Here is a 24,822-nt window from a genome sequence, read left to right on the forward strand (position 1 = left end):
TCCTGCGACAAGAAGTGTACATTTAATCGACATCAAAAGTATTATTCCTTGCGCTGATTCGATGCGCTTATCAATACTAATAAATCATGCGCTTGCCTTTTTATGTCTGACACCTCTCCCGAAGGAACTTTAGGAGAGGTGTTAATTATTATTTGCCCCATTTGGGTAGCTAAGTCGAATCGTTCGGTTTCGATGTATATCTTCATCAGGCAAATTTTAGGAGAATACAGGAATGGTTGGTAATTATCTATCCAAAGATAGCAGTTTATCGCTTTTGTATAATCTTTCTTTTTCCAATAAGCATAGGCAAGCGTTTCCATTAAGTTTTTCGACATGAATTTCGCTCTCGCTTGACTCAAAATTTTAATCCCCTTATCAATCTCGTTGGTGTTTTCGATTATAAATTGGCCATAATCAGTTAAAAATTTACCATCATCATTCAAATTTGTGTAAAGTTCAAGGTACTTATCTCGCTCTTTAGTAATAGAAAGATAATGATTATTCATTTGTTGCCACTCTCGTACTGCGTAACATTTTAACCACAAACCTTTCGTAATAATAAAAATTCCAGCCATAAGTGTGATAAAAATAATGGTGGTAATTGATCTGTAAAACTTAAAACTCGGCATCTGAAATGCTAAAATGAGATCATTTGTCCAGGAAGATTTTATCGACAATGCCAGAATCAAAGTCAGAAAATATAGGATGAGGTTTATGTGAAACGGATATGAAAATGCAGCACTTAAAAGAATGGCAGCAAGAGAAACTTTCAAAAAAAACAACAGAGACTTTTGCCTCTTTGCTTTTGTCAGAAAGATGAAAACTATAAAAGCAACACATATAGTAAACCTCAAAAAACCGATAGTCTCAAATAATTGCACCCAATCGTTAAAAATGATAGATGAGTCAGTAGCGAGATTAGCAGCACTTGCATTTGTACCTCTGATAGACTTGAAAAACTCGGATTGCCAAGATGGGTAGAACCATGTAAAACGTCCTACTCCGGTACCAAACCAAAAATGATCTTTAATGTGTGACAACGCAATATGCGACATAATATATCTTCCAAAAAACGAATTCTTTTTATTTGTCAATAGAAAAAGGAATTGAACTAATATTACACTCGCACTAATCCAACCCAATAAGTTTATCCATTTCTTATAATTAACTAAAAATGGGGTCTGGGTTAGAATTGACTTAAAATTAAAGGCAAATATTAACCCATACATGCCTAATAATAACAAAGCAGTTCGGGAGTGAGAGTAGAATATCAAGAAAATATCTGCAACAATTACGCATAATGTAATTTTTGAAGACAGTAGAGTAATCATAGGACGGCTTTTGCGATTTGATTGTCTTTTGCACAGATGAAAGAATAAGGGTAATTGTAGAGCTAAAAAAATTGCGACAACACCAGAGTTATTAAGAGTCCCTGTAATAGCTCTATGAAATGCTATCTGCCTCAGGCAGACACATGTCTCAACTATTCCGATAATCATAAATAATTCTACGAATTTATGCAAGACAGTAGCTGAAAAACGCACCATCAAAAAAAAGGTGAAAGCAAAAACTGTAACAATTGTTAAATATTCATTCTCACTGTGCTTATAAGCGTACAAAAACAGCAAAAACATAATCATATAACACGTAAGAGATGCCAATGTTATTTTTTTTCTGAATAACGATGCGATTATATCCAGGAAAAAAAATGTAGTGGAGAGTAATAGAAGCGTATAGTTCTGATTAAATAAGATTTTGTAGTTAAAGGAGAATTGATAATCAAAGGTGTAATATAAAATTGTAATCACGCAATAAAGAATCGCTGGAATTGAACAGAAAATCTCCTTGATTCGAATAAAAGATCTTGAATCCTGTTGGGTATTTTTCACTCGCTTGCAAAGACTAACAATCTATGAATTCTTAAGTTAAGGTTCCCGAATATCTTCTCGAATAACTTCGCTAATTATTTCATGATAATTATTTATGAAATATTTCATCACCATAAAATGTTCTGTCTCCTCATAGTCTATTTTTCTAATACCCTCATTGCCAAATTGGTAAATAACCGCATTGGGGTAAGCGAGCAGAATTGGCGAGTGAGTAGCAATTATAAATTGCGAGTCCTTTTTGACCAAGCTGTCAATTAAATGCACAGCGGCCAATTGCCTTGATGGTGACAACGCCGCCTCGGGTTCGTCGAAAATATAGAGGCCACGTCCTTTAAGCTTATTTGCTAATACTGCCATAAATGCTTCCCCATGTGAACTGCGAATTAAATCTATGCCGTAATTCTTTAATAATACGTCTTTTTTTTGAGCGTACAATTCTTCAAGAGTGGTCGAGACGTTATGAAATGTTTCAGCTCGAAGAAAGAAAAAGTCTTTTGGCTGCTTAAAACTTTTTATCCCATTTAAATATCTGAATAGTGGAGGAAGATTTTGCCCTTCTTCATATTGAAAATTCTTTGAGCCTCCCTGTAATGAAAATCCAAGCAAAAGTGCAATAGCCTCAATAAGTGTTGACTTCCCCGAACCGTTTTCGCCAACAATAAACGTGACGTTTGAATCAAATGATAAACTTTTTAGATTTCTTATGGAAGGGATGTCAAATGGATACTCATCAAAAGACGTGACGCCGCTTAAATCTAAGCAGATTTCTTGTAGATAAGGAAGGGCTTTTATCATTAGAATAAACTCATTCTGTTACGGACCTTAATGAGATTTCATGAAAAAGGGAGAGGGACTTCAATTATTGAACCGAATATTTAAATTCTGCCCTTGCTTGGCCATTAACATTTGAATATTTCTACCCTCTTCTGTTAGTTCTTCGAATCTCGGCAAACTTTTAAGTATTTGATAACTATTTTTTAAACCTTCAAAATGGGGCCCTTCAAAGCGATGATATTCTAAACCAATTATCGACGCATAAGATAAGCTATTTTGAGTTATAAAAGCTATCATAGCATCGGTAGACGCTTCTATCACTGCAGCTATTTCCTCGAGATCCTTCTCCTCCGTTTCAAGATTAATTTCGAGTTCGAGACGGCTCCGATAAAAAATTAACATGACATTGCTTTCTTTAACATTAGCCGAGAAATTAATATGATAAGATAAAATATGAGTACCAGAAGCAGTGTTACGCCATTGATAACTCCTTGTAGATTGATGCGAGGCTTCAATGTTCGTTTCTTCCAGATCAACATTAACTCTATACTCGAGTATAGTTTCGTTTTTTTTTAAAATTTTCATGATTACTTAGTGATTTTAACAAGCCTTAGGTAAAGTTAATAGTTTGTCACATTGGCTTTCGCCAAAACTAGGATACTAATATCGCATTTTTTCTAATAAATAGTAAGTTTTCATAACAGTTTTATATTCTTATTTATTCTAAAATACGAATTAAATATTCCCCACGCGGCACCGCCGGGCTGACGCATTAAGAATCTGATTTAGCGATTAATGATAGGAGAAATTTATGATTCCAACCGGCCATTTTTCTTTTGGCTTTCAGGCTGGCCTTACTGGTTTTGTCAGCTTTCAGGATATTTAGGGTTATCTTTCTGACCACGGCCAGGTTTTGTGCCGCCTGTTTGTTGCGTGTTGTATTATGGTCTTCGCCAAAACCGACATCCAATTGCCAGTGCAGCTGGTTCTCGACTCCCCAATGAGCCCGGACAGCCTGGTTAAAATAAGCCGCATCGGCCTGAAGGCTGGAAATATAATAGCGGTCTTGCAGGGTTGGCTGTCGCCTATTATTCTTTCAGAAGTTATTTTGATAATGCTCTTCATCCCACTCCAGTTCTCCCTTTCGTCGATCCAGTTGAGTTGATGAATGACTTTGCAAGTCCTGATCTCCGCCCTGCCATGCCCTTTGTCCAGATGCTGGCTGTAACTGTCTTCTTTGAAATGGAACTGGTTGATCACCTGATCGTAAAGTGTTTCCTGGTTTTGTTTCAACGCCAGGATATAATCGCCCTTACTTTCAATGATCTGTTCAGCGATTGCTTTCTGGTCTATTGAATGCGTTTTAGACAGAAACCGGGCCTGTTCATGCTGGGTAGCTTCCATACCAGCCCTTTGACGGAGCAGGTGGTCTCGTAAAGCTAATAGTGGCTGTAGTTGCATCATCTCCCGTGAGGGCATTTTGGTAAGAGCCAGTTTCTCACGGTACAGGCAAGCATATTCAGCAATACGTTTCGCATCAACCTTGTCATTTTTTCCTCTGACCAGCCCTAAGGACCGTTTGATCTGTAAGGCATTGATCATGGAGAAAGGGATCTGTCTATCTTCAAGATAGATGGCCAAAGGCAGTAAATAAAGCCAGGTGTGTTCAAAGCTTAACATCTCCACAGTTACAATAACAATAATTATATTTTTGAATTAAATAAGTCTATAAAATACCAGTCCGAACTAAGGGAGGGTTACAATTGTACTCCGACGGTTTATTCAACCATACGGTATCGGTACGGAGGTTCTCGATAGTGTAATCTGTAGGATATTTATATTTATAAAGCTTTGATGGCAGATTTGCATTTTTTAGTTGCATAGCCGCTTCGATCCTGAGATCTTTTGGGTCAACGCAATTCAGAAACCTGGTGTAGTCAGTCAGCCAGTCCATAAGGTAAGGTTAATAGGTGATGGCCTTGTACACAAATCCAAGTGTTGCATACTTCTTCGAATACATAAATGGCCATTATTGAAGAACCTTAAAAGTTATCGTTTATTTCTTTTTCAATAACTCGGTATTTCTCTTTTACATCCTCTCCCTGATAATAATTTAATAAGTCAGATTTTGTTAATGTTCCATCGTTTAGAAATTTCTTCAAATAGTGTTGATTAAACTCCATTAACAAGATGCTCTTTTCTAGTTGTTTGAGAATTAATTTATTATTCTCAATATTTGATTCTACTAAAGACCTGATTGTGAGGATTTCATTAAGATCCTTAATGATCCTATTTACAATAATCGCTAGCAGGTCTTTGTCAAAATCTATTTTTTTTGCATTGATAGCAATGTCCCTGGCTAACATATAGGCGATGGCCAAATTGGAATAATCACCTTTTTGTGAATCAATTATAGTAATAAAACCGACACCCGGGATAAAGCCAACGTTTTCAATTTTATTTAAAATAGAATGATCAACTAATGAAATATCAAAAACAATTAATCCCGTCTGCGCTTCCCTATTAACTTGTGATTCAATCAATTGACTCCATGCTGTGTCGGTTTTCTTTGTGAAAATATCCTGTTTGCTGATATCGCCCAAGCGAATGCTTTTGTCAAATTTACATTCGATAACGATTCTTTCGTTGTCTTTGCCATCTAGCTCGCAAATTATATCACCCGTTTTATTGCCTTTCAGCAAGCCCGCTGTATTGCGTATTAAGATCGCTTTATCTTTCAGATGTTTTTCGTCAAAGTACTTATTTAGAAAGTCAGCTATCTCTTCCTCAGCCAGCACGCCTTTTACCGCAGACTTATAGAAAATTTCCTTCTTCATTTCGAAGATCATTTTCAAACTTTCGAGCTCTGTACCCAATTCATTGGAAGTCTTTGATAGAAAGGCGGACAAGCGATCTTCCATTAGCGCTAATACACCAATGTAAATAGCACGTAAGAGCTTTTCTTCACGATCTACGGCAGGAAGCCGGTCGAAATAGTTAAAAACTACTGCATTTTCTATTTCAAAAGACTGGATTTCGAGACGTTTAAGTTGCTGATTTAATTTAATCATTCCCTAAATTAACCAATTTTATTTTGCGTATACGCCTTATAGATATTTTTACTGGCATAGCTGCCCGCAGATTCAGCAGACATTAAACCATCATATTCATATTGGGGAACATCATAATATTCGTATACATTTCCCTTAGTAAATTCAAGTACAAGTGTTGCGGTATCGGCATCATAACCAACCTTTGAGATAGCCGAAGAGTTAACTGAGATCATGTCCATATTGTTATTTTTTAGGTTTGGATTCTACTTTTTGTTCTCTTATTGATAATACTACTGATTTGTAATCATTTTCGTCAGCGACGAAAGCTTTGTTCCAAGCTTTAGATAAATCCGGGTCATTGCTTGATGGGCGTGGCTCAACTAAGTTAATTTTAACTCTGGATGGGATATTGATTGCTTCGCCGACAACGATTGCTTCACCTATTCGTAATGAGGGCAGTAATTCGATCAGGCTATTCATATTATTAGGTGCTGATGATTGTACAGTGTTTTTATCCCCGCTGTTAGTTAACCTAAGCGCTATAAAAGTTCCAACTTGTGCTAATATCGTTTCTGAAATTTCCGATGGCCTTTGTGTTACAACCATAGCCCCTATGCCAAATTTTCTACCTTCCTTGAATATTTTCTCCACTGCTTTTCGCGCATAACCATATACATTCAATGTTCGTTCAGATTTCGGCAAGTATGAATGAGCTTCTTCATACACCATAAGCAACGGTCGACTTCTTCCAGTGTAGTCATCAAATCGTCCCCAATACATAGAGTCATATAGAAAGCGACTGATCAATCCAACTGATATATCGATCAATTCGAATGGTACACCACTTAGATCAAGAATCGTCAGCCTTTCCGAATTGCCTATCCAGTTGCGAAGTAAATCATCTAGGTCATTCGCACTATCAGCATCTGCATAGTTAGAAGGGTTAAACATAAAACTATACCTCGTATCTTTTATACGGGAATAAATCTTACCGACATACGGATACATTGTTTGTCTTTTTGACTTATAAGGTACAGCGTTAAGGGTAGTGTAAGGCGTAAAGCTGGCAGGTTTAAACGTTTTAGGATCACCCTCTTCTATAAGACATTCATTTGCGGGAATCTGATCGCTGCCACTGTTGTATGTTGCGTTTAACTCCCTGTCGAAGTCATACCAAAGTTGTTTAATATCGAACGGAATTGGCGAATCAGCAGTGACATAATCCGGATTAACTGAACCAGCCTTTAGCTTTGAACAATTAACTTTCTTTAGTTCTATGATTTTTTCGCGTAATTGTTTGTCTTCGGGCTTTTCTTGTCCTTCCGTTCGGCCAACAAGGAAAAAAGATAACTCGTCAAATGACATCATCCAAAAAGGCACAAAAAGGGGATTTTTCTTTTCATTGATCCGAAAGACCTTTGCTTTACCCTCAAAAGCAGACGCATATTCGCCGTGCGTATCTACTAATACTATTCGCGAACCCTGATTATCCTCAAGAATTCTTTTGATGACATTGGCAGTTGTATTTGACTTGCCGCTACCGGTTGACCCTAATATAGCAGAATGCCGCAAAACAAGGTTATGTAAATTAATATACACCGGCAAATTTTCAGATGACGCATGTTTACCTATTTCAATAAAGCCGTTCGATTTGACACCATAAATCCTACTGAGGTCATCCTCAGTAACTAAATGGACTTCATCGTTGATTGTCGGGAAAGTTCCGATACCCTTTTCGAAGGGATCATTACCCAACTTTTCCCCAATTAATTGTACTTGTAAAAACCGCGAACCATAATTGGGTTCATATTCTATGTTTTCTATGGAGGCTGGCGTATTGCTGACAGACGAAACTAAGCCGAATAAGGTTAAATTTCCCACCGGGAATTTTACAAAAGTTCCAATCTGCCCGATTTTATAAAGTCTCCCGTTAATGATTGGTGCTGCAGAGGGGATTTCTTTCGAAATTTCAACCTCTACACTGCCACTGTTTACATTGATCACGCGGCCTAAATAGGTAATATCAGTGTTCATTTGACGTGAGTATCTATTTTATCCTTGAGGCCAGATGATAGTATCAGAAAGTTGACCAGCTCTTTAAAATCTCCAAGCTTTAGCTTACTATTGGTTTTATCCCAAAATGGGTCTACAAGTTCACCATCCTTCGCTAACGTCCACTTTCCATACATACCGGAAATGGACGCTTTTGTCGGACCAATTAGTGTAAAATTAGGTACATTTTTAGTGTGCTTAACTAAATTGTCTAATGGTTCGTCTGCATAAAAAAAGGCAATAATATGTAAACGATTGTTCTGATTTAATCCGTTAAATATAACCTCATTAACGTGTTCGTCAGAAAATGAATAACCGCTGATAATAAATATTCCTTCTCCAGATATTAATGATTCTTTAAGTCGGTCAAAATAACTGGTAAACGGTTGTTTTCTTGATGATTCATATTTATCTCTCGATGGATATATAACTAATTCCGAATCTGGATACTTGTCTTTTGCGCCGGAACTCAACCTGATCACGCGATAAGTTTTTTTATCTTCATTTAGTTTCCAAAACCAACCAAGAGATCCGTGAAGCTTCCAAATTCTTATCCATGAAACCGGCGGTTTATCAAATCGTGATTTGCTGTCCAATGTTTCATGTGCAAAAAATGGCTCGAAAGACCCAACAAAACCATCGTAAAAAGGGATCAGCAAATTCTCGAACGATTTTTCGAGAATCATATCGTAATTGGTTGTAAATATCTCTTTTACAAAATCCCTTGACATCCAATTGAGCCAACTAATAAACTTTCGTGCAATGCTAACATTTGCCCCTTCTTCCTCGGTAGATATAATCTTATAAATGCTATCGCAAATAGTTTTGTCCAGTTTTTTTGCGTCTTCTCCTGTAATGCCCTCATAAACTTTGGCCTTTTTATCGCTGGTAATTTGCCGAATTAGTCTGATTTGATTTAAAATGGCCTCAATATGTTGCTGATCCGCATCCAGGCTGGCTTTTACCGTTGAAAAAAAAGCTTTATTAGTAGCATCAAGACTCTCTTCAATTTTCTTTGTTAAGGCATTAATGTCTGAAATACCCATCGCTTTAGAAGTACCAGCACCAAATAGAAAGCCCAGTCGTTTTGTATAAGAAAGTTGATTTCTTATTTCAGTAAGTTCTCGGAGTGGATCATGTACATAATCGGCCATATTGTGATATTGTTTAGTATGTATAAAGCTATGTATTTTTAAATCAAAACCATCCCCGTTTTTTAACGGTAATTGTAATTACCAATTTCTGTTTTTCACTCTCCGACATCTCATTACGTCGGACATTCTCCACTATTCATCCCCCCAACTTTGCCTCATCAAAAACAAAAACTCGGCGGGTACACCCAACTATTCGGTGAACAACTCGTCATAGTCAAAGACCTCCACGAATTCAAAACCGAACTGCTTTTAGAAGTCAAAAAAAGCGTGAAAGAAAACGCAGGACAGCCCACCAAAAAATGGCTCAAAACCCATGAGGTCCGCAAGCTCTTAGGCGTATCGATCACCAACCTGCTCACCCTCCGCATCAACGGCATACTTCCCTACTCCAAATCGGCTGCTGCCTTTACTTCGATTACGAAGACATTCTTAAGGTCATGGAAAATCACAAATGTCGTCATGGCTATTAAAAAACGTTCTTCTATCAAAACAGGTTTGGGCGTCGAAGTGCCGCCCGCCAGGGAACACGTACGTATCTTTTTTGACCAAGCAGGTTTTACAGAAACTGAGGCCGAGAAGTTTTTTCAGCACTACGAAAGCGCGGGTTGGGAAGGCCGAAAAGGATTTCCAATACGTAACTGGAAAACCAAAGCCCAGGAATGGCTTTGGGAAATCAAAGCAAAAAATCCACACCTGCGACTAAAATAAACCAGGCTACCGTACGTGGATAAAATGGACACTATTAAAAGACCAGTCACAATACACCAGGATAAGCAATTGACCAGGACGCAGGAGCAAAATGCCGCGTTAGCGCATTTAGCAAGATGTATTTTTGATTACATCAAAAAGGTTTTAATCCTACATCCCGTCGGTCTTTCGGCTGTTCATCAAGGCTCCAAAGTCGCCTTCGATAGGGAGTAGTAAATGTTTCTTATGACGCCGCCGCAAGACAGTATCACAATTTAACCAGGAAAGTTTAGTGGATTCTATTGTTTTTCAAAGCCTCAACCTTTTCTTTTTCGCTTTGTAAAAGGCGCTCGAGCAAAGCTATTTTCTCATCATATAACTGCACTATTTTTTCGATGGGACTGAAATTGAATTGGTGTCCAACGTTTGATCCATGGTTGTTTGAACCTTCGTAATTATTTTGGATGTTGTAGATAACAGCCTCATCGCTATAATTCTTTATTGCTTCAACGGACACCCCTAAAACTTTAGCAATTTTCTCCAAAGCGGCGTCTTCGACATCCGCACTTTGCTCGATCTTGGAAACGGCCTGTTGGCTGATACCAAGTTCAGCGGCCAGGCTTTCCTGCTTCATGCCGCGAAGTTCCCGGATACGACTAATTTTTCTACCGATATGTAATGCAGCGTCTCCCATAGGTTAAAAGTATGAATATACTGTAAAAGTACGAAACAACCGCTTTATTGTAAAATACAAAACACAATGGTTCGGTACGGCTAAGTTTAGCTGTTTTTTTGTTATACCGGTTCATGCAGGCCGGGATAAATGTAATGACTATGTATTGCAGTAAGTATGCACCATGGGAACATTATCCTAAAACATTAAGGCATTCCGAAATCCAGGATCCTTTGTCCGTAATAGCCGACTTCTTTAACACCGGGAGTGTGAAGAGTCATAGCCAGGACTTGAAAAAATGGCGTGATTGCGTCATCAGTGACCGGTACTTTAATGATAAGCGGCATGGCCCCGGCACGCTTTTATTTAGCTATGATCTTAATTTAAGGCTGTTGGAGGCAGCTTACCTGTTGCTTTTGGCCTATCAGGAGAACTCATGGAAATATAAAAAACTGGAAAAGAGTCAGCTGGCTGAAGAAAGAGCTACATGGGTCTATTTCCCCAATGGCTTATCAACGGAGGAATTACTGAATCCTTATACCGTATTCCGGAAGATATTTAAAAAGATCAAGCCGCAAATGTACAGGGATTATCTGCAGCAATGGTTACATGCTGCGCTTTATACAAGCCCGATAGATGAAACCATGATGCCAGGCGAGGTTATTGCCGTTTATGAAAACATGCTCAAACTTTATGCGGCGTCCTGGCTGATTTGTCAAAGGGAAAACGAACCGATGGTAAAGACGAGAAAAAACGGAAACAGGGAAGTATCATCGGAGGCAGTAGGTGATGAGGCTGGACTGACACCGCAGATAGCCATCAAACCTTTAGGGCCGAAACTCACGCCAGGCGAAAGGCTGGGACTGAACGAATTGGTAAAGCTGATTGTAAAAGAAGTACCTGCCGTACAGATGATCGTTTACCTCGGTATTTACGCAGAACCACTCACTTATTGTTTACTGATCCTTACCACCGGCCAGGATAAGCTCACTGAACATGAGCTGACCAATAAGATCGAGGACAAATGCAGGCCGCTGGCATCGGTTTTAGCTTTCGTGCACAAAACCAGGAGCGCCGTTCATGGTTTAACAAACGGCAGCAGGTTCTGGAACGATGCCATGGCTAAAGGTATTACCGCTTACAAAACGCCCGACCTTGAACTTCTGATGCCATCAAATTTACCCAACGAAGTGCTGCACACCCGGAGGACTGACAATTGGCAAAGATGGGGAAGACAGGGGCAGGAGTTTTTGAAGGGGGCCCGGTTCTATATGAACAATAACAACGATCAACTTGCCGTATTCATATTGCATCAGGCGGTTGAAAGCTCACTGATTGGCATCATTAAAGTTCTGTGCGGTTATAAACCGTCGGTCCATAACTTTTAATTTATTTTTTGAGCTTTAATATCAGGTCGACTATGGGCGTTGGGTTTGGCAAGCTATGGGGGTGGTGGTGAGCATTGGGTTTATGTATTACAATAATATTGCCGCCAAGCGCTTTTACTTTTTGTTCAAAGGGTAAGGTGTTTTCGTCCATCGGCACTGTTTCATCGGCGTCCCCACAAACATGCAGCATGGGATATTTGCCTTTCACTATTTTTTTAATTTTATCCATGGGGCTATTGGCAAAGGACGAACTATTTTCCTCTGAAGTGATTTGGTAATCCTTTTTAAGCGTTTCCCAGTTGGCCGGGCTTCCAGGGCCTTTGCCCTTGCCACCCGGCCAGCTTTTTAGGTCAAGTACCGGATTATCTGCATAAACAAAAGCTACTTTGCGCGGGTTTTCGGCTGCCCAATTATAAACATATACCCCGCCGCGGCTCATACCCTCCAATACCGCTTTTTTTGATAAGCCCGCTTTTCTCAATAATGAATAATAATTATTCCAAAGGCCAATAGCTTTTGCATTGCCAAACAATTCGGCCACGTCACAATACACAACATGATAACCGCGTTCCAATAATGCAATTTCAACCTGCGGCTCAGTCCCCCAAAACCTCGCGCGCCAGATCCAGGAGTGTTTTTTATCTGACCACTTAGGATTAACTATTTTGCAGTTACGGCCGTTGTACTGGAAGTCAGCGCATTGATAGCCATAAAATGATGTGATTTTTTTTGCACTGTCTATTTTACTAAAAATATCATATACCGTATCCCGCTTCTGTTTAACCAACTCGGCTAACCTGTTAGCAATAACAGACAGGCCGGTTTTATCCGGATGTACCTGATCAGGAATAAATTGTGGTTTATCAATGAGCAACGAATGGAGATCAATAACTTCAATATTCATGTCATAAGCAACCTGTTGAATAGCAGGTATGATTTTCCTGACAATAACCTGGTCCCATATTTGGGCAGTATCTTTTTTAAACGAAGGCACGGGAAGCAGCAATATAACCCTTGGCTTTGAGGAAAGGCGGGTAAATGAGCAGACAAAATCTTTATATTCATCCACAAAATCATTTAAGTGAGCCCGGTTGATCAGCTTACTATCATTCGTGCCGAGTTTAATGAATACAATATCCGGCTGGCTATTTAAGGCATTTTGGTATTGTTGTGTTTGCCAGTAAGGAGCATTGCCTTTACGCAGCAGGGTAGTGCCGCTCACGCCATAGTTCATCACAGTGTAGTTGTTACCCAATAAAGCCTGTAGTTGCGCGGGGTAAGCGTCCGTTTCACGGTTTGCAACACCACGGCCATAAGTGATGCTATTGCCAATACAGGCTATTTTAATTTTTGATTGCGCAAAGCCCGGACTAAGCCATATGCAAGCCTGTATAAATACAACTATCGATAATGTTTTTTTCATTAGTGTAAGCGTTTGATATTTTGACGTTATATCGGCCGGTTTTACTTTTTTGTTTTGTTTAACAACCCGCGCGGTATTATTGTCGTTTTTTTGTTTTTCGTAACTTATCTTGCCTGCTTTGAAATTTTCTCCTGCGAGTTTTATTCAATCATAGGTGTTTTTGAAGCCCTTGCCGGAAACAAAATGCTAAAGAAATATCCGGCCGGTACGCATATCAATATTGCTATAACCGGGTATAAAAAAAAGTTCACAACATTCGCCATCTGTATCAAATAAAGCGAGATAGCACTAACTGCAAAACCCATTAGTATTCCGTTGCCATTGATTTTAGGAAAAAATATCCCTGCAACAAACATGCCTGCTAAACAGCCGCCGAACAAGCCGATTATTTTAAGGTATTGATCAAAAATGGAAGAATCCTGCCGGGTGACCAGGTAAATGGCGATCATGCAGCCTAATAAGCCTAACACTAACGTAACCCATCGGGCAAACGCGAAACATTCTTTATCAGTACTGTTTGGTTTAAAAGGTTTATAAAAATCTGTAGTAATTACCGTAGCGATGGAATTCATACTTGAGCCGATGGTTGACATAGTGGCTGCAAATAACCCCGCAATTACCAGCCCTGATAAACCGGCAGGAAGTTGATGAGAAATAAACCAGGGAAATACATCATCAGTTCGGCCATGGGGGTTTAGCATAGATGGGTTATGCCGGTAATAAACCCAAAGCGCGGTGCCAACGCTAAAAAAGATCAAAGATGCAGGAATAACCAATACCGCGTTTGTATAAATTGACCGTTTGGCCTCCTTTTCGGTTGCGGTTGTCAAATATCGCTGCACTACTACCTGATCGGAAGAATAAGTGACCAACTGGGTAAGAAATCCCCCGATAAAAACCACCCATAAAACCGGTTCAAGCCGTCTCCAGCCCAGTATGGCTACCCGAAGCTTGTCATGATTTAAGGCCTCTTTAACAATTTGCCCAAATCCGCCATCAATGGAATGTGCTATAAAGCCCAGGGTTAATATGGCCCCACCTAATAATACACCAACCTGCATAACCTCGGTCCAGATGACCGCTTCAATGCCTCCGGATATGCTATACGCCGTGGTGATTATACTTGTCCCGATAATACATAACCATATATCAACGCCGGTAACAGTACTTAATACCAGTGCCGGTAAATATATAACAATACCAAGACGGCTGATCTGGAAGATGACGAAATTTAAGCTTCCCAGGAATCGGGCTTTTGCATTAAACCGGATAGCAAGATATTCATATACACTGGTTATTTTTAGTTTTCTGAAGTGAGGTAAATAAAAATAAATGATAACAGGTGCTACAACCACGATCATTAAGTTACTCAACAGATAAACCCAATCGGTAGCATAAGCCTTGGCGGGAATAGCGATAAAGGTTAAAGCACTCAATTTTGAGCCAAAGATACTCAGGCCCGCTGCCCACCAGGGAATCTTTTTCCCTCCAAGGAAAAACTCACTTGTGGTATTCTTCATGTTTCGGGATACTACAACACTTATTCCTATTACTAATAAAAAATAGATCCCAACTATCGTCCAGTCTAACAACTGAAACGCGCCGGGGGGCTGTGCGGGAGACACCATCAATACATTAGAAGTACGCGTTGCCGGACGAACCTCCCCACCGGGAAATACCGTACTTCCCTTCCAGGCAACCGCTGCAGTTGTTACCGGCGACCAAAGGTTAGTATGACCATTCCCCTTAGGAAACGAGGGTATTTTGCCAAGTGCCGACCATGTATCTGTAACTACATTATAATCCCATATTTTAACGGAGAAACCGGGGTGTTTGTCTTTTAATTCGGCCATTTTAGGGGCCAGGATACCATCATCACCACCAAAAACCAGTAAATGCATTTGACCGGACGATGTAGCCGGTGAAGGTGCCGCAGCAACAGGTTCAGGCAGCGGGGCAATCTTTTTCCACCCTTTAATAGCCGAATAACAATACGCGTCTGACAAATATTTCCTTTTGCCATCAATTAACTCTACTCCGCTAAAAAGATAAAAATTGCCCTCCTGCGTCCCAGCAACGCTCAACATCCTTGACGGCCCCGGCCATGCAGGAAGCGTTTTCCATTTATTTGTTGCTGGGTTTGATGAGAGATCAAAAGACCAAAAAATATTTTCCGTGGTTTTTGAATCCGGACCTTTAATCCCTCCGGCTATGTATATAACATCTCCAATAAGAGTTCCGGAGGCGTTGACGAGCGTACCCGGCATTGGCGGTAGTTTATCAAATTGAATTTGACCGTTTATATACTTTATTATAAATACATCAGCGTAACTGCCCTGGCTATTACTGCCGCCCAAACAAATCAAATTCCCGTTCCATGAAACCGATACACCATACCCTAACGGCCTTGGCAATTTGCCGGCTTCTTTCCATTTGCCGTCGGGTTTATCTAAAACAAATATCCTGTCGCTGTAAACTTTGGACGCTCCTGTCCAGGGTTTGCCTCCATCTGGAAAGTTTGATCCTCCTGCTACCAATAAAGCGCCATTGGATATTCCGGCGAAAGATCCTGCAAAACCAACTGAATCAGGTATGGAGGGCAATTTCTCCCACTTAAAAAAAGATTGACCGAACACATTTGCAGTAAAATGGGCCATGATTAGTCCGATGGATAATTTTAAGAAGTATTTCTTCATTTAAGCTTCTTCATTATATTTTATCAAATGTTCTTAGCCTGTTGTGGCATTTGAGCGCTGAAAAATGTCACTCATCATTTAAGGGACAGGTTGATCATCGTTATTGTGATTTTAGTTTTTGTCTCCAGGGATTTTGCATAGATTCTTTGCGCTGAATATCAGTTCCATTTTTATCTGAAGAATAGGAAATGTTTAAAAGCAAATACCCGTGACGATCAAAGGTCATTTCAGAAATTGGCCGTAAAACGGTTTGAGATAATGACGGATAGCCGCCATGCTGGTAATTGATGTTAAGATAGGTATCGGTAAGAAATGATATGTTTTCAAAATTATGATGCATATCGTTTTTAATTGGCGTTACCGATTTAAGGTATAAAATGTTGTTGTTTGGTTCTGCGGTAAAATCCGGATCAGCCTTATCGTCTACACCTAAAATATAGGGCCCATACTGTAAAACACCTTTTACAGTACCCTTAATTTCGGCAAGCGGTATATGCTCTCCGGAAGCAACCGTTATTGTTTTTTTTAATAAAAAGCCGATGCTGATCTCATCTTTTGCCTTGATCTCCTTTTGAAATGAAATATATCCGTTTACAATGCTGTGGGTTTCTTTTTTGTTATTAATATAGCATACTACGTTTGACGCCCAGGCAGGCATTCTAAATAACAACTGTTTGTTAATATGCTGTATTTTAAAGTGATAAAATAAGGTGTCGCCAATGTTTTTGAACCTTTTTATGGAAATATCTAAATCCCTGGTTTTATAAGCATGGTCTATATACAGATCCACTTTAAATTGCGGTGACCGGGTATTGATAATATAATTTCCCCGAACATCATACAATGCCCTTAAACCATGCATGGTGCAACACCACCAGGCCGCATGCAGGTAATGAGGGTCAGAACCATCACTGGTAATAATATGATGCCCAAAATCCCCTGTATAATATTGATTGAAAAACAGGGCATTAAACAATGCGAGTTCACCTTTTTCCAGGTATCGTGAGTCTCCGGTCGTCTTATAAAGATCAAATGACAAGCGGACAAAGTCAGCGGTAGAACAACCTTCGTCGCGTTCAATGGCATCTTTGCCAAAATATTCCCTTACGCTGCCAAATTTGGTATAATCGCCAGATAGTATAAGATTGTCGTAAGCATTCTTTACATAAGCCAGGTCGGCAGCATTTTTATCAAAATCATATAACATTAACACACCTCTTAATGTGGTTAAATAGCCATGGCTATGCTGCTTGCCTCGATCAGGAAGCAGTTTATAAGTAATTGCCGCTTGTTTGGCATATTTATGATCTCCGGTTAACTGAGATAAGGTTACCAGGCCCTCAACAAATTGAGTTACACAAATAATTCCGTTGGCGCCAAAGCCGTCAAGTCTTTTAACAATTTCAGGAGTACCACATACACTGTAAGCTTTTATAAAAAAATCGCCCAATTTTACTGCCGATGCTAAAACCTCCTTATCATGATAGCGGTTATAATACGCTAATAATCCTACAAGCAAGCGGCCGTTCCCCCATAGTAAAGCCATGTGTTGTTTCCCTATCTCTTCTTTTGAAAACACAAGTTGCGCACTGCCAAACCTGCCATCGGCCTTTTGACATTTAATGGCATTTTTTACTAATTGATGAAGATTTACTTTGGCGTCACTTGCGTCCATCAACGACATCACTTCGATATATCGCCCGGAAAGATCTCCGCTGAAATTGTAAAATCTCCTGGCATTATCCGGATCGATGTTAACGTCGGCTAAAATAAACTTTTCGGTAAATGCCGGGTTATAAACACTGTCCGTTAACCTTCGGTAAGCCATATCCATGCGATATGCAAGTTCACCTGAGCTATACGCCGTAGTTTGGCCAAGGGTAGGGGCTATGTTGTTAATAACCAGAAGTGTAAAAACAAATGAGCCTTTTTTTAACAGCTTTTTTAAATTGCTTTTTAACAGGTAATTCATGAGGTTAATTATTTTACTGTAAATGTTTTTATATCTGCCTGTATCGTTATTTGAGGATGAACCACAACTGCCCGATATTCATATGGTGTATTTTTCTTTAAACCTTTTAATGAAATTGTGTAGTCGCCCTCGCTGTTTCTTTCTGCATACTTCGTGGTGTTCCATGCGGTACTATTCAGGTTTTCAGCAAATCCGGCATAAGGACGATATTCAAACCCGACACGAACGATAGGTGCGTCCCCCTTTTTTACCAAACTTCCTTTTAATACGGCTTCACCGTTCTGCGTAATGGCGTTACCCGTGATAATAACAGGCGGGTCAAGCGCGGGTTCAATATTTTCAAGTTTTATTGTTACGGGATTTGGCCATTTATTGTTGTCGTATACCCTTTGAGCTCTGACCACAGAAATATGCAGCCCGTCATTCTTTTGTTCAAAACGAGAAGAGGCATCTTTTGCGTTTTGATACTCAACAACTTCACTGTTTTGGCCCAATACGGAAATTTTGGTAGATGGTGTAGACTTTACAGATTTAAGTATGATCTCCTTCCGCTGGCCTAACGGCCAGTCCGGTTGCCTGGTAATTATGGCGTAAACTGTCTTTTTATCTTTTGATGCCGTAAACCAAATGTTATGCTCGTGTACAATTATCCATGGTCTCACACCTTGTATGGCCTCCTCATTTATAAAGTTCCAGGCGGCCATTTCTCTTAAATTAACCTCTTGTTCATATGGAATATAGCCGTCTGGATGGGGGCCAACATTTAAAAGAAAATTCCCTCCCTTTGCCCGTGCTTCAATAAGCAACTCAATTAACCTTCCGCCTGTTTTTATATGATCATTGGTTGGCTTGTAATTCCATTGCGTGCCCATTGTGATACATGACTCCCAAAATTGGTCCTGTGCAGCGCCCGGTAAGGTTTGTTCGGGGGTGTTAATTGCCCCACGTGTTATGACCACATTGGGCTGAAGCGACCAGGCCACTTTTTTGCAGGGGTCTTTAGGCTCTCCGTCTATAAATAAAACATCTATTTGGCCGTAATTGGTAAAAAGCTCTGTTGTTTGCTGTTTTACCAGATCATCATAAGCCTTGTGCTCGTTATCCTTCAACTTAATATCGCCTCTTTTGATCGGGATTTTATGATCATATAAAAATTTAAAGTCTTCCGGAGAATAGTATAAGCCAACGGCCAAACCTGCTTTACGAACACCTTCGACATATTCTTTCAACAGGTCTTTTTTATATGGTGTATGCATAATATTCAAATCGGTTGTTCTGGTGTCCCAAAAACAAAATCCGGAATGATGCTTTGCTGTAAAAACAATATATTTCATTCCGGCTAACTTGGCCAGTTTTGCAATTTCGTAAGCGTTAAATTTATAAGGATCAAAGGTTTGAGGTAAAGTTTCATAGTACTTTTTACAATATGCTTCAGAAGCTCCTACAAGCGAGTGACTGATCGTTATTCCTAATTGGACATCGATATTTAAATGAATAAACATACCGAAACCCCGGTCCCTGAGCCATGCCTGCCGTTCGGGGTTATTCTTATTGCCGGAAAATCTGTTATCATCTGTTTCCGTTTGGGCATAGCCTTTTACGATGCAGCATAACAGGAAGAAAGCGCCAATGTAAAATTTGATCTTTTTCATAGCTTTTGGTGATTCAAATGAACACGTTTTCGTTGCAAACAATTAATACCCTGGGTTTTGTTGTATGTTTTGAGGGTTGGTATCAATTTGTTGCTGCGGAATTGGAAATATCCTGTTGTGAGCATCTATATGCACAGGTACGCCATTGTTTGTGATATTATATTTAGTGAAGTAGGCATTCATTACGGTTTCAAGGCTATTGGTTCTTACAAGGTCAAAAAAGCGCAGGCCCTCAAATGCAAATTCAATTCTTCTTTCGTTTGCGATCGCTGTTCTTAGGTCTGACTGGTTAATGGTTAACGGTTTAGCGGGTAAATTGGTTCTTGGCGTAGTTCTAACCATATTTAAATAAACAACGCCGCTTGCGGGGTTACCCGTTTCGTTTAAACATTCTGCATACATAAGCAATATATCAGCATACCGTAATACCGGGAAATCAACACTGGTATCATTAGCCTGCGTCTCAGCGGGGTCAAGGTATTTTCTGACATGTGGAAATGACGATGTCACATTGCTTTTTGTAATGGTTTGAGATTCGGTGGCGCTTTTGCGCGCATCATTTGGTTCAAATGCCAGATCAATATCCTGGGTAGGCAAATTGTACCCTTGCCCGCCAATTGGCTGCAATTGTGTCCCCAGGGGTATAAAGTTGGCATGTGGAGCCCTGCCCTGACTTGGCAGGAAACCACGGGCATATTGAATGGAAAAAATGATCTCTTTATTGTTGCCATTATCATATCTGAATACATCCGCATAATTGGGCAAAAAGCCATATATACCGGCTGTGTTGTCAATAATATCTTTTAAAAGGGGCAGGGCATCAGCAAATTTGCCCTGAAACAGCAATACCCGGCTTAACAGACCTTCTGCTGCCCATTTTGTGGCCCTGCCAATATCGAGAGTTGTATAGGAAGACGGCAACAGGGCATAGGCATCGGCGAAATCCTGTTGAATCAATTTATAAATATTTGCCAGCTCCTCTCGTTTATAGATATAAGTTTCTTCGGGTGAGCTCAGTTCTTTTTGAATTAATGGTACACTGCCAAAAGTTCTCACGAGCGAAAAATAAAAGTAAGCCCTTAAAAATTTCGCTTCCCCGATTATCCTGTTTTTTAAAGCCGGATCGCTGAATTTTACTCCATCTATTCTATTCAAAACGATGTTTGCCCGGCTGACACCTTTATATAAGGATGTCCAGCGGGTATTAAGAACGCCTGACGAAACAGTTACAGACGGCTCCAGGTCGAAAAAATCAAAGTCGCAGATCCCCGTCGCGCAAGTTCCCGCACCCGGTGTCGAGTCGTCTGTAGGGATATCGCCAACCATATAATCTGATGCGTTTGTTGTTTGCAATACAGAATACATCGCGTTATCGGCATTGATCATGTCTTGCTGTGTATTGTAAAATTCATCTGTTGTTCCAACTGTAATTGGTTGCATATCTAAAAAGTCCTTTTTGCATTGAGTAAACAACAGCACGCATATAACTACTATAAATTTCTTTTTCATGATCATTGATTTTAAAATGAGAGATTTATTCCGAATACAACAGAGCGGCTTAGCGGGTAAGATCCATAATCGAGCCCTATACTGCTTACAGCCTCTCCGTATTGGTTAACCTCGGGGTTATACCCTATATATTTGGTAAAAGTGTATAGGTTTTGGCCTGTTACATAAAGCCTTAGCGCGCTAACGCCAATTTTTTTAAGCTTGCCCGGCGGCAGGGTATAACCTAATGAAACGTTGCGGATCCTCAGGTAACTTCCGTCATACAGATAACGCTGAACATTGGAGGGGGCCAGGCCTACAGAACCAATTCTGGGATAGTTGCCATTTCCGGGCTCTGATTCAGATTTCCACCTGTTTAAAACTGATACGGCAAGCTGATTGAATGTAAGCTGGTTTGCCCCAACAAAACGAGATCCCAAATAATAAATATCCCCGCCCTGCACGCCCTGGATTTGTATGCTCAAATCAAAATTTTGATAGAAAAAGCTGTTTGTAACTCCATAAGAGAAATTGGGTGTAGGATTACCCAGAATTGTCCGGTCGGCTTCTGAAATAACACCATCTTTGTTAGTGTCTACAAACTTTGTATCGCCGGGACCCGAAGCAGCTGAAAATTTCATCTGTGGGTTGGCAGCTACGTCTGCCTGGTCTTTAAATATGCCCGCCGTAGGGTAACCATAAAATACAGCAAAAGGCTGACCTACCTGAATGAGTTGAGTAACCGTATTTTCGGTAGTCGCTAAAATAGGTTCGTTATTCTCGCCCAGCTTTATAACTTTATTTCTGTTCAGGGAAAAATTGATACTACTATTCCAGGTAAATTTTCGACTGACGATATTAGTCGTTCTCAGATCCAATTCGATGCCCTTATTTTCCACACTGCCAATATTGCCCAAATATTGATTAAATCCGGAATTTCCAGGTATAGGCCTGTTGTACAATAAATTAGATGTAACCCTGCGATAAATATCTGCAGCTAAATAGATACGGTTACGCAATAACCCGATATCAAAACCGCCGCCCAATTGTTTATTTGTTTCCCACGTCAGATTAGGGCTTTTAAAGTTATTTGGGGCGTAACCGTTAACCAATTTTCCGTCACCTGAACCAAAATTATAATTGGAGCTGATCAACGTGCTGCGCCAGGCATAGTTCCCGATTGAAAAGTTGCCGGTAACGCCATAACTCGCTCTTACCTTCAATTCGCTTATTGCGGTTATTTGTTTAAAAAAGTCTTCCTCCGAAATACGCCATCCCGCTGAAACTGATGGGAATGTTCCCCATTGATGATCCGGGGCAAAACGGCTGGTTCCATCCCTTCTTACAGAGGCAGTTAATAAATATTTACTTTTGTAATCATAGGTAGCCCTGCCCAAATAGCTCATTAAACTCCAGGCCTGACTGCTTGACGTGCCATTAATTATACTGGCACCCTGAACATTTTGAATGAGGTCATTGGCAAACGATCCGCTTTGTCCGGTAAGCGTTGTTAAGTCTGAATTGCTTTTTTGTATAGAAAATACCGCTGTTGCATTTAAACGGTGCACTTTGGCAAAGGTTTTATTGTAGGTAACCTGGTTGTTCCAGGTATAATTGCTTGCGGTTATTTGACTACTATTACTTGCAATATTGGCAACGTTGCTTTGAACGCCTGGGATATTTACCCCTGCAGAAGCAGTACTTACGGTTGATGGCCGGTAAAAAAGTGACGAAGCATTTTTGTAATCCCCGCCAAAATCCATCCTATAAACTAATTCTTTTATCGGATTAACCTCAATATAAGTCATTCCCTGTAACCGGTAAGTATTGCTTCTATTTATATAATTAGGATCTTCCAGTTTTTGCAATGGCGAAGTAATTGCAACATTTCCGGTGAATATTTTACTGCCCAGGGTTTGCCCATAGGTACCGTCGGGAAACCTGGCGGGAATAGTAGGCGGCATCATTAAGGCAGATATTAAGGTTGCACCATCGTTAAATGCACCATTAAAATGCCCGTCAGTAGGTCGCAAATTTTCAACGCCATAGGTAGGTGTAATATTAAATCCCATTTTCAGATATTTATTTAAAGTGGCGTTTACATTGGCCCTAAATGAGTAACGCGATAAATTGGTAGCTTTAACAATACCTTCCTGGTTAAGGTAATTACCAGATACATAGTAGTTAAATTTATCACTTCCGCCCTGCAACCCAACCTGATAATTTGAAACAATTGCAGTTCTGAAAATTTCGTCCTGCCAGTTGGTGTTGGCTATTGTATCAGGATTATCATACATTGGCAAATACCGGTAGCCATTTGGCCGCTGGGCGTTGGGTATTGATGGATCTCCGCCGCTTTGTACCCATGTATATTGAAACCCTTCCTTTTGATACTGAATATATTGGTCTCTGTTTAATACCTGCATTTTTTTTGAAACTTCACTTGCGCCTGTATAAAAAGAAAAATCAAATTTGGTACGCCTTGCAGACCCCATTTTTGTAGTAATGATGATTACGCCGTTTCCGCCCCGGGAACCATAAATAGCGGCCGACGCGGCATCCTTTAAAACATCAATGGTGGCTATATCATTTGGATTTATTGAATTGATATCACTTGCATCTTCCAGAGGCAAACCATCAACCACATATAAAGGGGCGTTACTGGCGTTGATGGAGCCGGTGCCCCTGATTCTAACCGTTGGGTTTTCTCCGGGCCTTCCCGAACCTTGTCTAACTTCTACACCGGGCATTTGGCCTTCCATAGCAGTTAATATATTACCCGTAACTTGCTTCTCGATCTGTGCTGAAGTCATGGAAGAGATGGAATTACTCACCGTCAGTTTTTGTTGTGTGCCATATCCAATGATGACAACCTCATTCAATGATTTACTGTCAGCAATTAGTACTACATCATATTTTAAGGAGTTGTTAATAGTTACTTCCTTACTGACATACCCCATGGCCGAAAAAACCAGGATACCATCCAATGATTTTAGTGTTAACCTGAACGCGCCGTTTTGATTGGTAGCGGTTGCAATGTTTGTACCTTTTATTTTAACCATAATCCCGGGCAAAGGCAAGCCGTCCTGACCGGTAACAACGCCGCTAACTGAAATATCAAAGTAACCAGGAATGGGTTTAGGTATCCTTTTAGATAAGGCGCCATCTGCATTTATGGCAAAAGCACATAGCATCAATAAAATGAAAAGATTTCTCATATGACTTAAGGTTTGTTGGTTTCATAAAGGTTGGGGTAGTTGTAGTTTAACGCAGGAATATGTAGTACATGTAGACAAATTAACACTAAATGGAGTGTTACGGACTATAACAAAGGAGGGTTTTCATAATTTTGATTTTTATTGGTTTAAGGTTATAGGGCGATTCGAGGGGGCGGCGCCAGGTTTATTCACTAAGCATTCAATAAACAGAAATTAATAATTGGTTTAAAATGTATTTATGTCATACATATATACAAATATGTGAGTTGTAAATTTTATTTGCAAATTTTATTCACGATTTTTATTATTCAATTTTTAATATGGAGTTCTGGGAGGCAATATGCTGTATAAGTGATTAAAAATCAGGCCCACGCGCATTGTAGGTATGAAGCAACTACGGCATGGTCTTTTATTAATAAGCCCCCTCAGATTTTTTAAGAAAGTATTTTGTGATTGATGAAGCTGGTGGAAAAGGGTGGGCCAGATGGTAAGATTAATACCACAGGGACAAATTGATGCGGTGACCAATAAGGATATGTTTAAGCAAAAATCCGGGATATAATTAAAATGTTACCAAAAGAGGGATGGTTTAATCACTGTCCGCTTTAAATTTGTGAGCGCTGCTGTTAAAACACCGTAAGTGAAAACATAGCCGTTGATCATGAAATTCAAATTATGACCCGTTGTAGTAATCGTATTAAAT

The 24,822-nt window shown here is 39.9% G+C and carries 17 protein-coding genes and 1 pseudogene; 2 read left to right on the plus strand and 16 right to left on the minus strand.

Annotated elements, in window-relative coordinates:
• Positions 1 to 41: 41 nt before the first annotated feature.
• The 9 genes and pseudogenes from J2W55_RS13705 to J2W55_RS13745 form a co-directional block, all read right to left on the minus strand.
• Positions 42 to 1,634 carry a hypothetical protein gene (locus tag J2W55_RS13705; RefSeq protein ID WP_310096528.1) on the minus strand — a complete coding sequence of 531 codons (1,593 nt, stop codon included), beginning with the start codon at positions 1,632 to 1,634 and terminating at the stop codon, positions 42 to 44.
• Positions 1,635 to 1,925: 291 nt separating this feature from the next.
• Entirely contained in the window at positions 1,926 to 2,684 is a 759-nt protein-coding gene (locus J2W55_RS13710; protein WP_310096529.1) for an AAA family ATPase, read from the minus strand.
• Positions 2,685 to 2,744: 60 nt separating this feature from the next.
• Positions 2,745 to 3,248 (minus strand): hypothetical protein, encoded by a 504-nt coding sequence (locus J2W55_RS13715; RefSeq protein ID WP_310096530.1) that lies wholly within the window; start codon positions 3,246 to 3,248, stop codon positions 2,745 to 2,747.
• A 187-nt stretch (positions 3,249 to 3,435) separates the two neighbouring features.
• Positions 3,436 to 4,343: pseudogene (locus J2W55_RS13720) on the minus strand (ISAs1 family transposase).
• Positions 4,344 to 4,389: 46 nt separating this feature from the next.
• Entirely contained in the window at positions 4,390 to 4,617 is a 228-nt protein-coding gene (locus tag J2W55_RS13725; RefSeq protein ID WP_310096532.1) for a hypothetical protein, read from the minus strand.
• An 88-nt stretch (positions 4,618 to 4,705) separates the two neighbouring features.
• Positions 4,706 to 5,734, minus strand: a complete 1,029-nt coding sequence (locus J2W55_RS13730; RefSeq protein WP_310096533.1) for a hypothetical protein — start codon at positions 5,732 to 5,734, stop codon at positions 4,706 to 4,708.
• A gap of 8 nt (positions 5,735 to 5,742) precedes the next feature.
• Positions 5,743 to 5,955 (minus strand): KTSC domain-containing protein, encoded by a 213-nt coding sequence (locus J2W55_RS13735; protein WP_310096534.1) that lies wholly within the window; start codon positions 5,953 to 5,955, stop codon positions 5,743 to 5,745.
• A gap of 4 nt (positions 5,956 to 5,959) precedes the next feature.
• Positions 5,960 to 7,750, minus strand: a complete 1,791-nt coding sequence (locus tag J2W55_RS13740) for an ATP-binding protein (RefSeq protein WP_310096535.1) — start codon at positions 7,748 to 7,750, stop codon at positions 5,960 to 5,962.
• Entirely contained in the window at positions 7,747 to 8,922 is a 1,176-nt protein-coding gene (locus J2W55_RS13745) for an SIR2 family protein (RefSeq protein ID WP_310096536.1), read from the minus strand. The genes J2W55_RS13740 and J2W55_RS13745 overlap by 4 nt, the downstream gene beginning before the upstream one ends.
• A 150-nt stretch (positions 8,923 to 9,072) precedes the next feature.
• Here J2W55_RS13745 and J2W55_RS13750 point away from each other — a divergent pair, with 150 nt between their 5' ends.
• The gene (locus J2W55_RS13750; protein ID WP_310096537.1) at positions 9,073 to 9,630 is read left to right on the plus strand and encodes a hypothetical protein; all 558 of its coding nucleotides are present in this window, start codon (positions 9,073 to 9,075) and stop codon (positions 9,628 to 9,630) included.
• A 268-nt stretch (positions 9,631 to 9,898) separates the two neighbouring features.
• Here the strand turns inward: J2W55_RS13750 and J2W55_RS13755 are convergent, their stop codons facing one another.
• Positions 9,899 to 10,303, minus strand: coding sequence for a helix-turn-helix domain-containing protein (locus J2W55_RS13755; protein WP_310096538.1), 405 nt, complete (start codon positions 10,301 to 10,303; stop codon positions 9,899 to 9,901).
• Between the two features lie 113 nt (positions 10,304 to 10,416).
• Here J2W55_RS13755 and J2W55_RS13760 point away from each other — a divergent pair, with 113 nt between their 5' ends.
• Positions 10,417 to 11,670 (plus strand): HEPN domain-containing protein, encoded by a 1,254-nt coding sequence (locus tag J2W55_RS13760; protein ID WP_310096539.1) that lies wholly within the window; start codon positions 10,417 to 10,419, stop codon positions 11,668 to 11,670.
• 1 nt (position 11,671) lies between these two features.
• On the opposite strand, the gene J2W55_RS13765 is transcribed toward J2W55_RS13760, so the two are convergent.
• From J2W55_RS13765 to J2W55_RS13790, 6 genes are all read right to left on the minus strand, one after another.
• Positions 11,672 to 13,093 carry a GDSL-type esterase/lipase family protein gene (locus J2W55_RS13765; protein WP_310096540.1) on the minus strand — a complete coding sequence of 474 codons (1,422 nt, stop codon included), beginning with the start codon at positions 13,091 to 13,093 and terminating at the stop codon, positions 11,672 to 11,674.
• Between the two features lie 140 nt (positions 13,094 to 13,233).
• Positions 13,234 to 15,789, minus strand: a complete 2,556-nt coding sequence (locus J2W55_RS13770; protein WP_310096541.1) for a sodium:solute symporter family protein — start codon at positions 15,787 to 15,789, stop codon at positions 13,234 to 13,236.
• Between the two features lie 100 nt (positions 15,790 to 15,889).
• On the minus strand, positions 15,890 to 17,761 hold the full coding sequence (locus tag J2W55_RS13775; RefSeq protein WP_310096542.1) for a beta-L-arabinofuranosidase domain-containing protein: 1,872 nt from the start codon (positions 17,759 to 17,761) through the stop codon (positions 15,890 to 15,892).
• A gap of 8 nt (positions 17,762 to 17,769) precedes the next feature.
• Complete coding sequence (locus J2W55_RS13780; protein ID WP_310096543.1) at positions 17,770 to 19,413, minus strand: alpha-L-fucosidase; 1,644 nt, start codon at positions 19,411 to 19,413, stop codon at positions 17,770 to 17,772.
• 42 nt (positions 19,414 to 19,455) lie between these two features.
• Positions 19,456 to 20,922, minus strand: a complete 1,467-nt coding sequence (locus J2W55_RS13785; RefSeq protein ID WP_310096544.1) for a RagB/SusD family nutrient uptake outer membrane protein — start codon at positions 20,920 to 20,922, stop codon at positions 19,456 to 19,458.
• 11 nt (positions 20,923 to 20,933) lie between these two features.
• Complete coding sequence (locus J2W55_RS13790) at positions 20,934 to 24,119, minus strand: SusC/RagA family TonB-linked outer membrane protein (protein ID WP_310096545.1); 3,186 nt, start codon at positions 24,117 to 24,119, stop codon at positions 20,934 to 20,936.
• Positions 24,120 to 24,822 lie beyond the last annotated feature (703 nt).

The organism is Mucilaginibacter pocheonensis (genome assembly GCF_031456535.1).
In the GTDB taxonomy this organism is placed as follows: Bacteria; Bacteroidota; Bacteroidia; order Sphingobacteriales; family Sphingobacteriaceae; genus Mucilaginibacter; species Mucilaginibacter pocheonensis.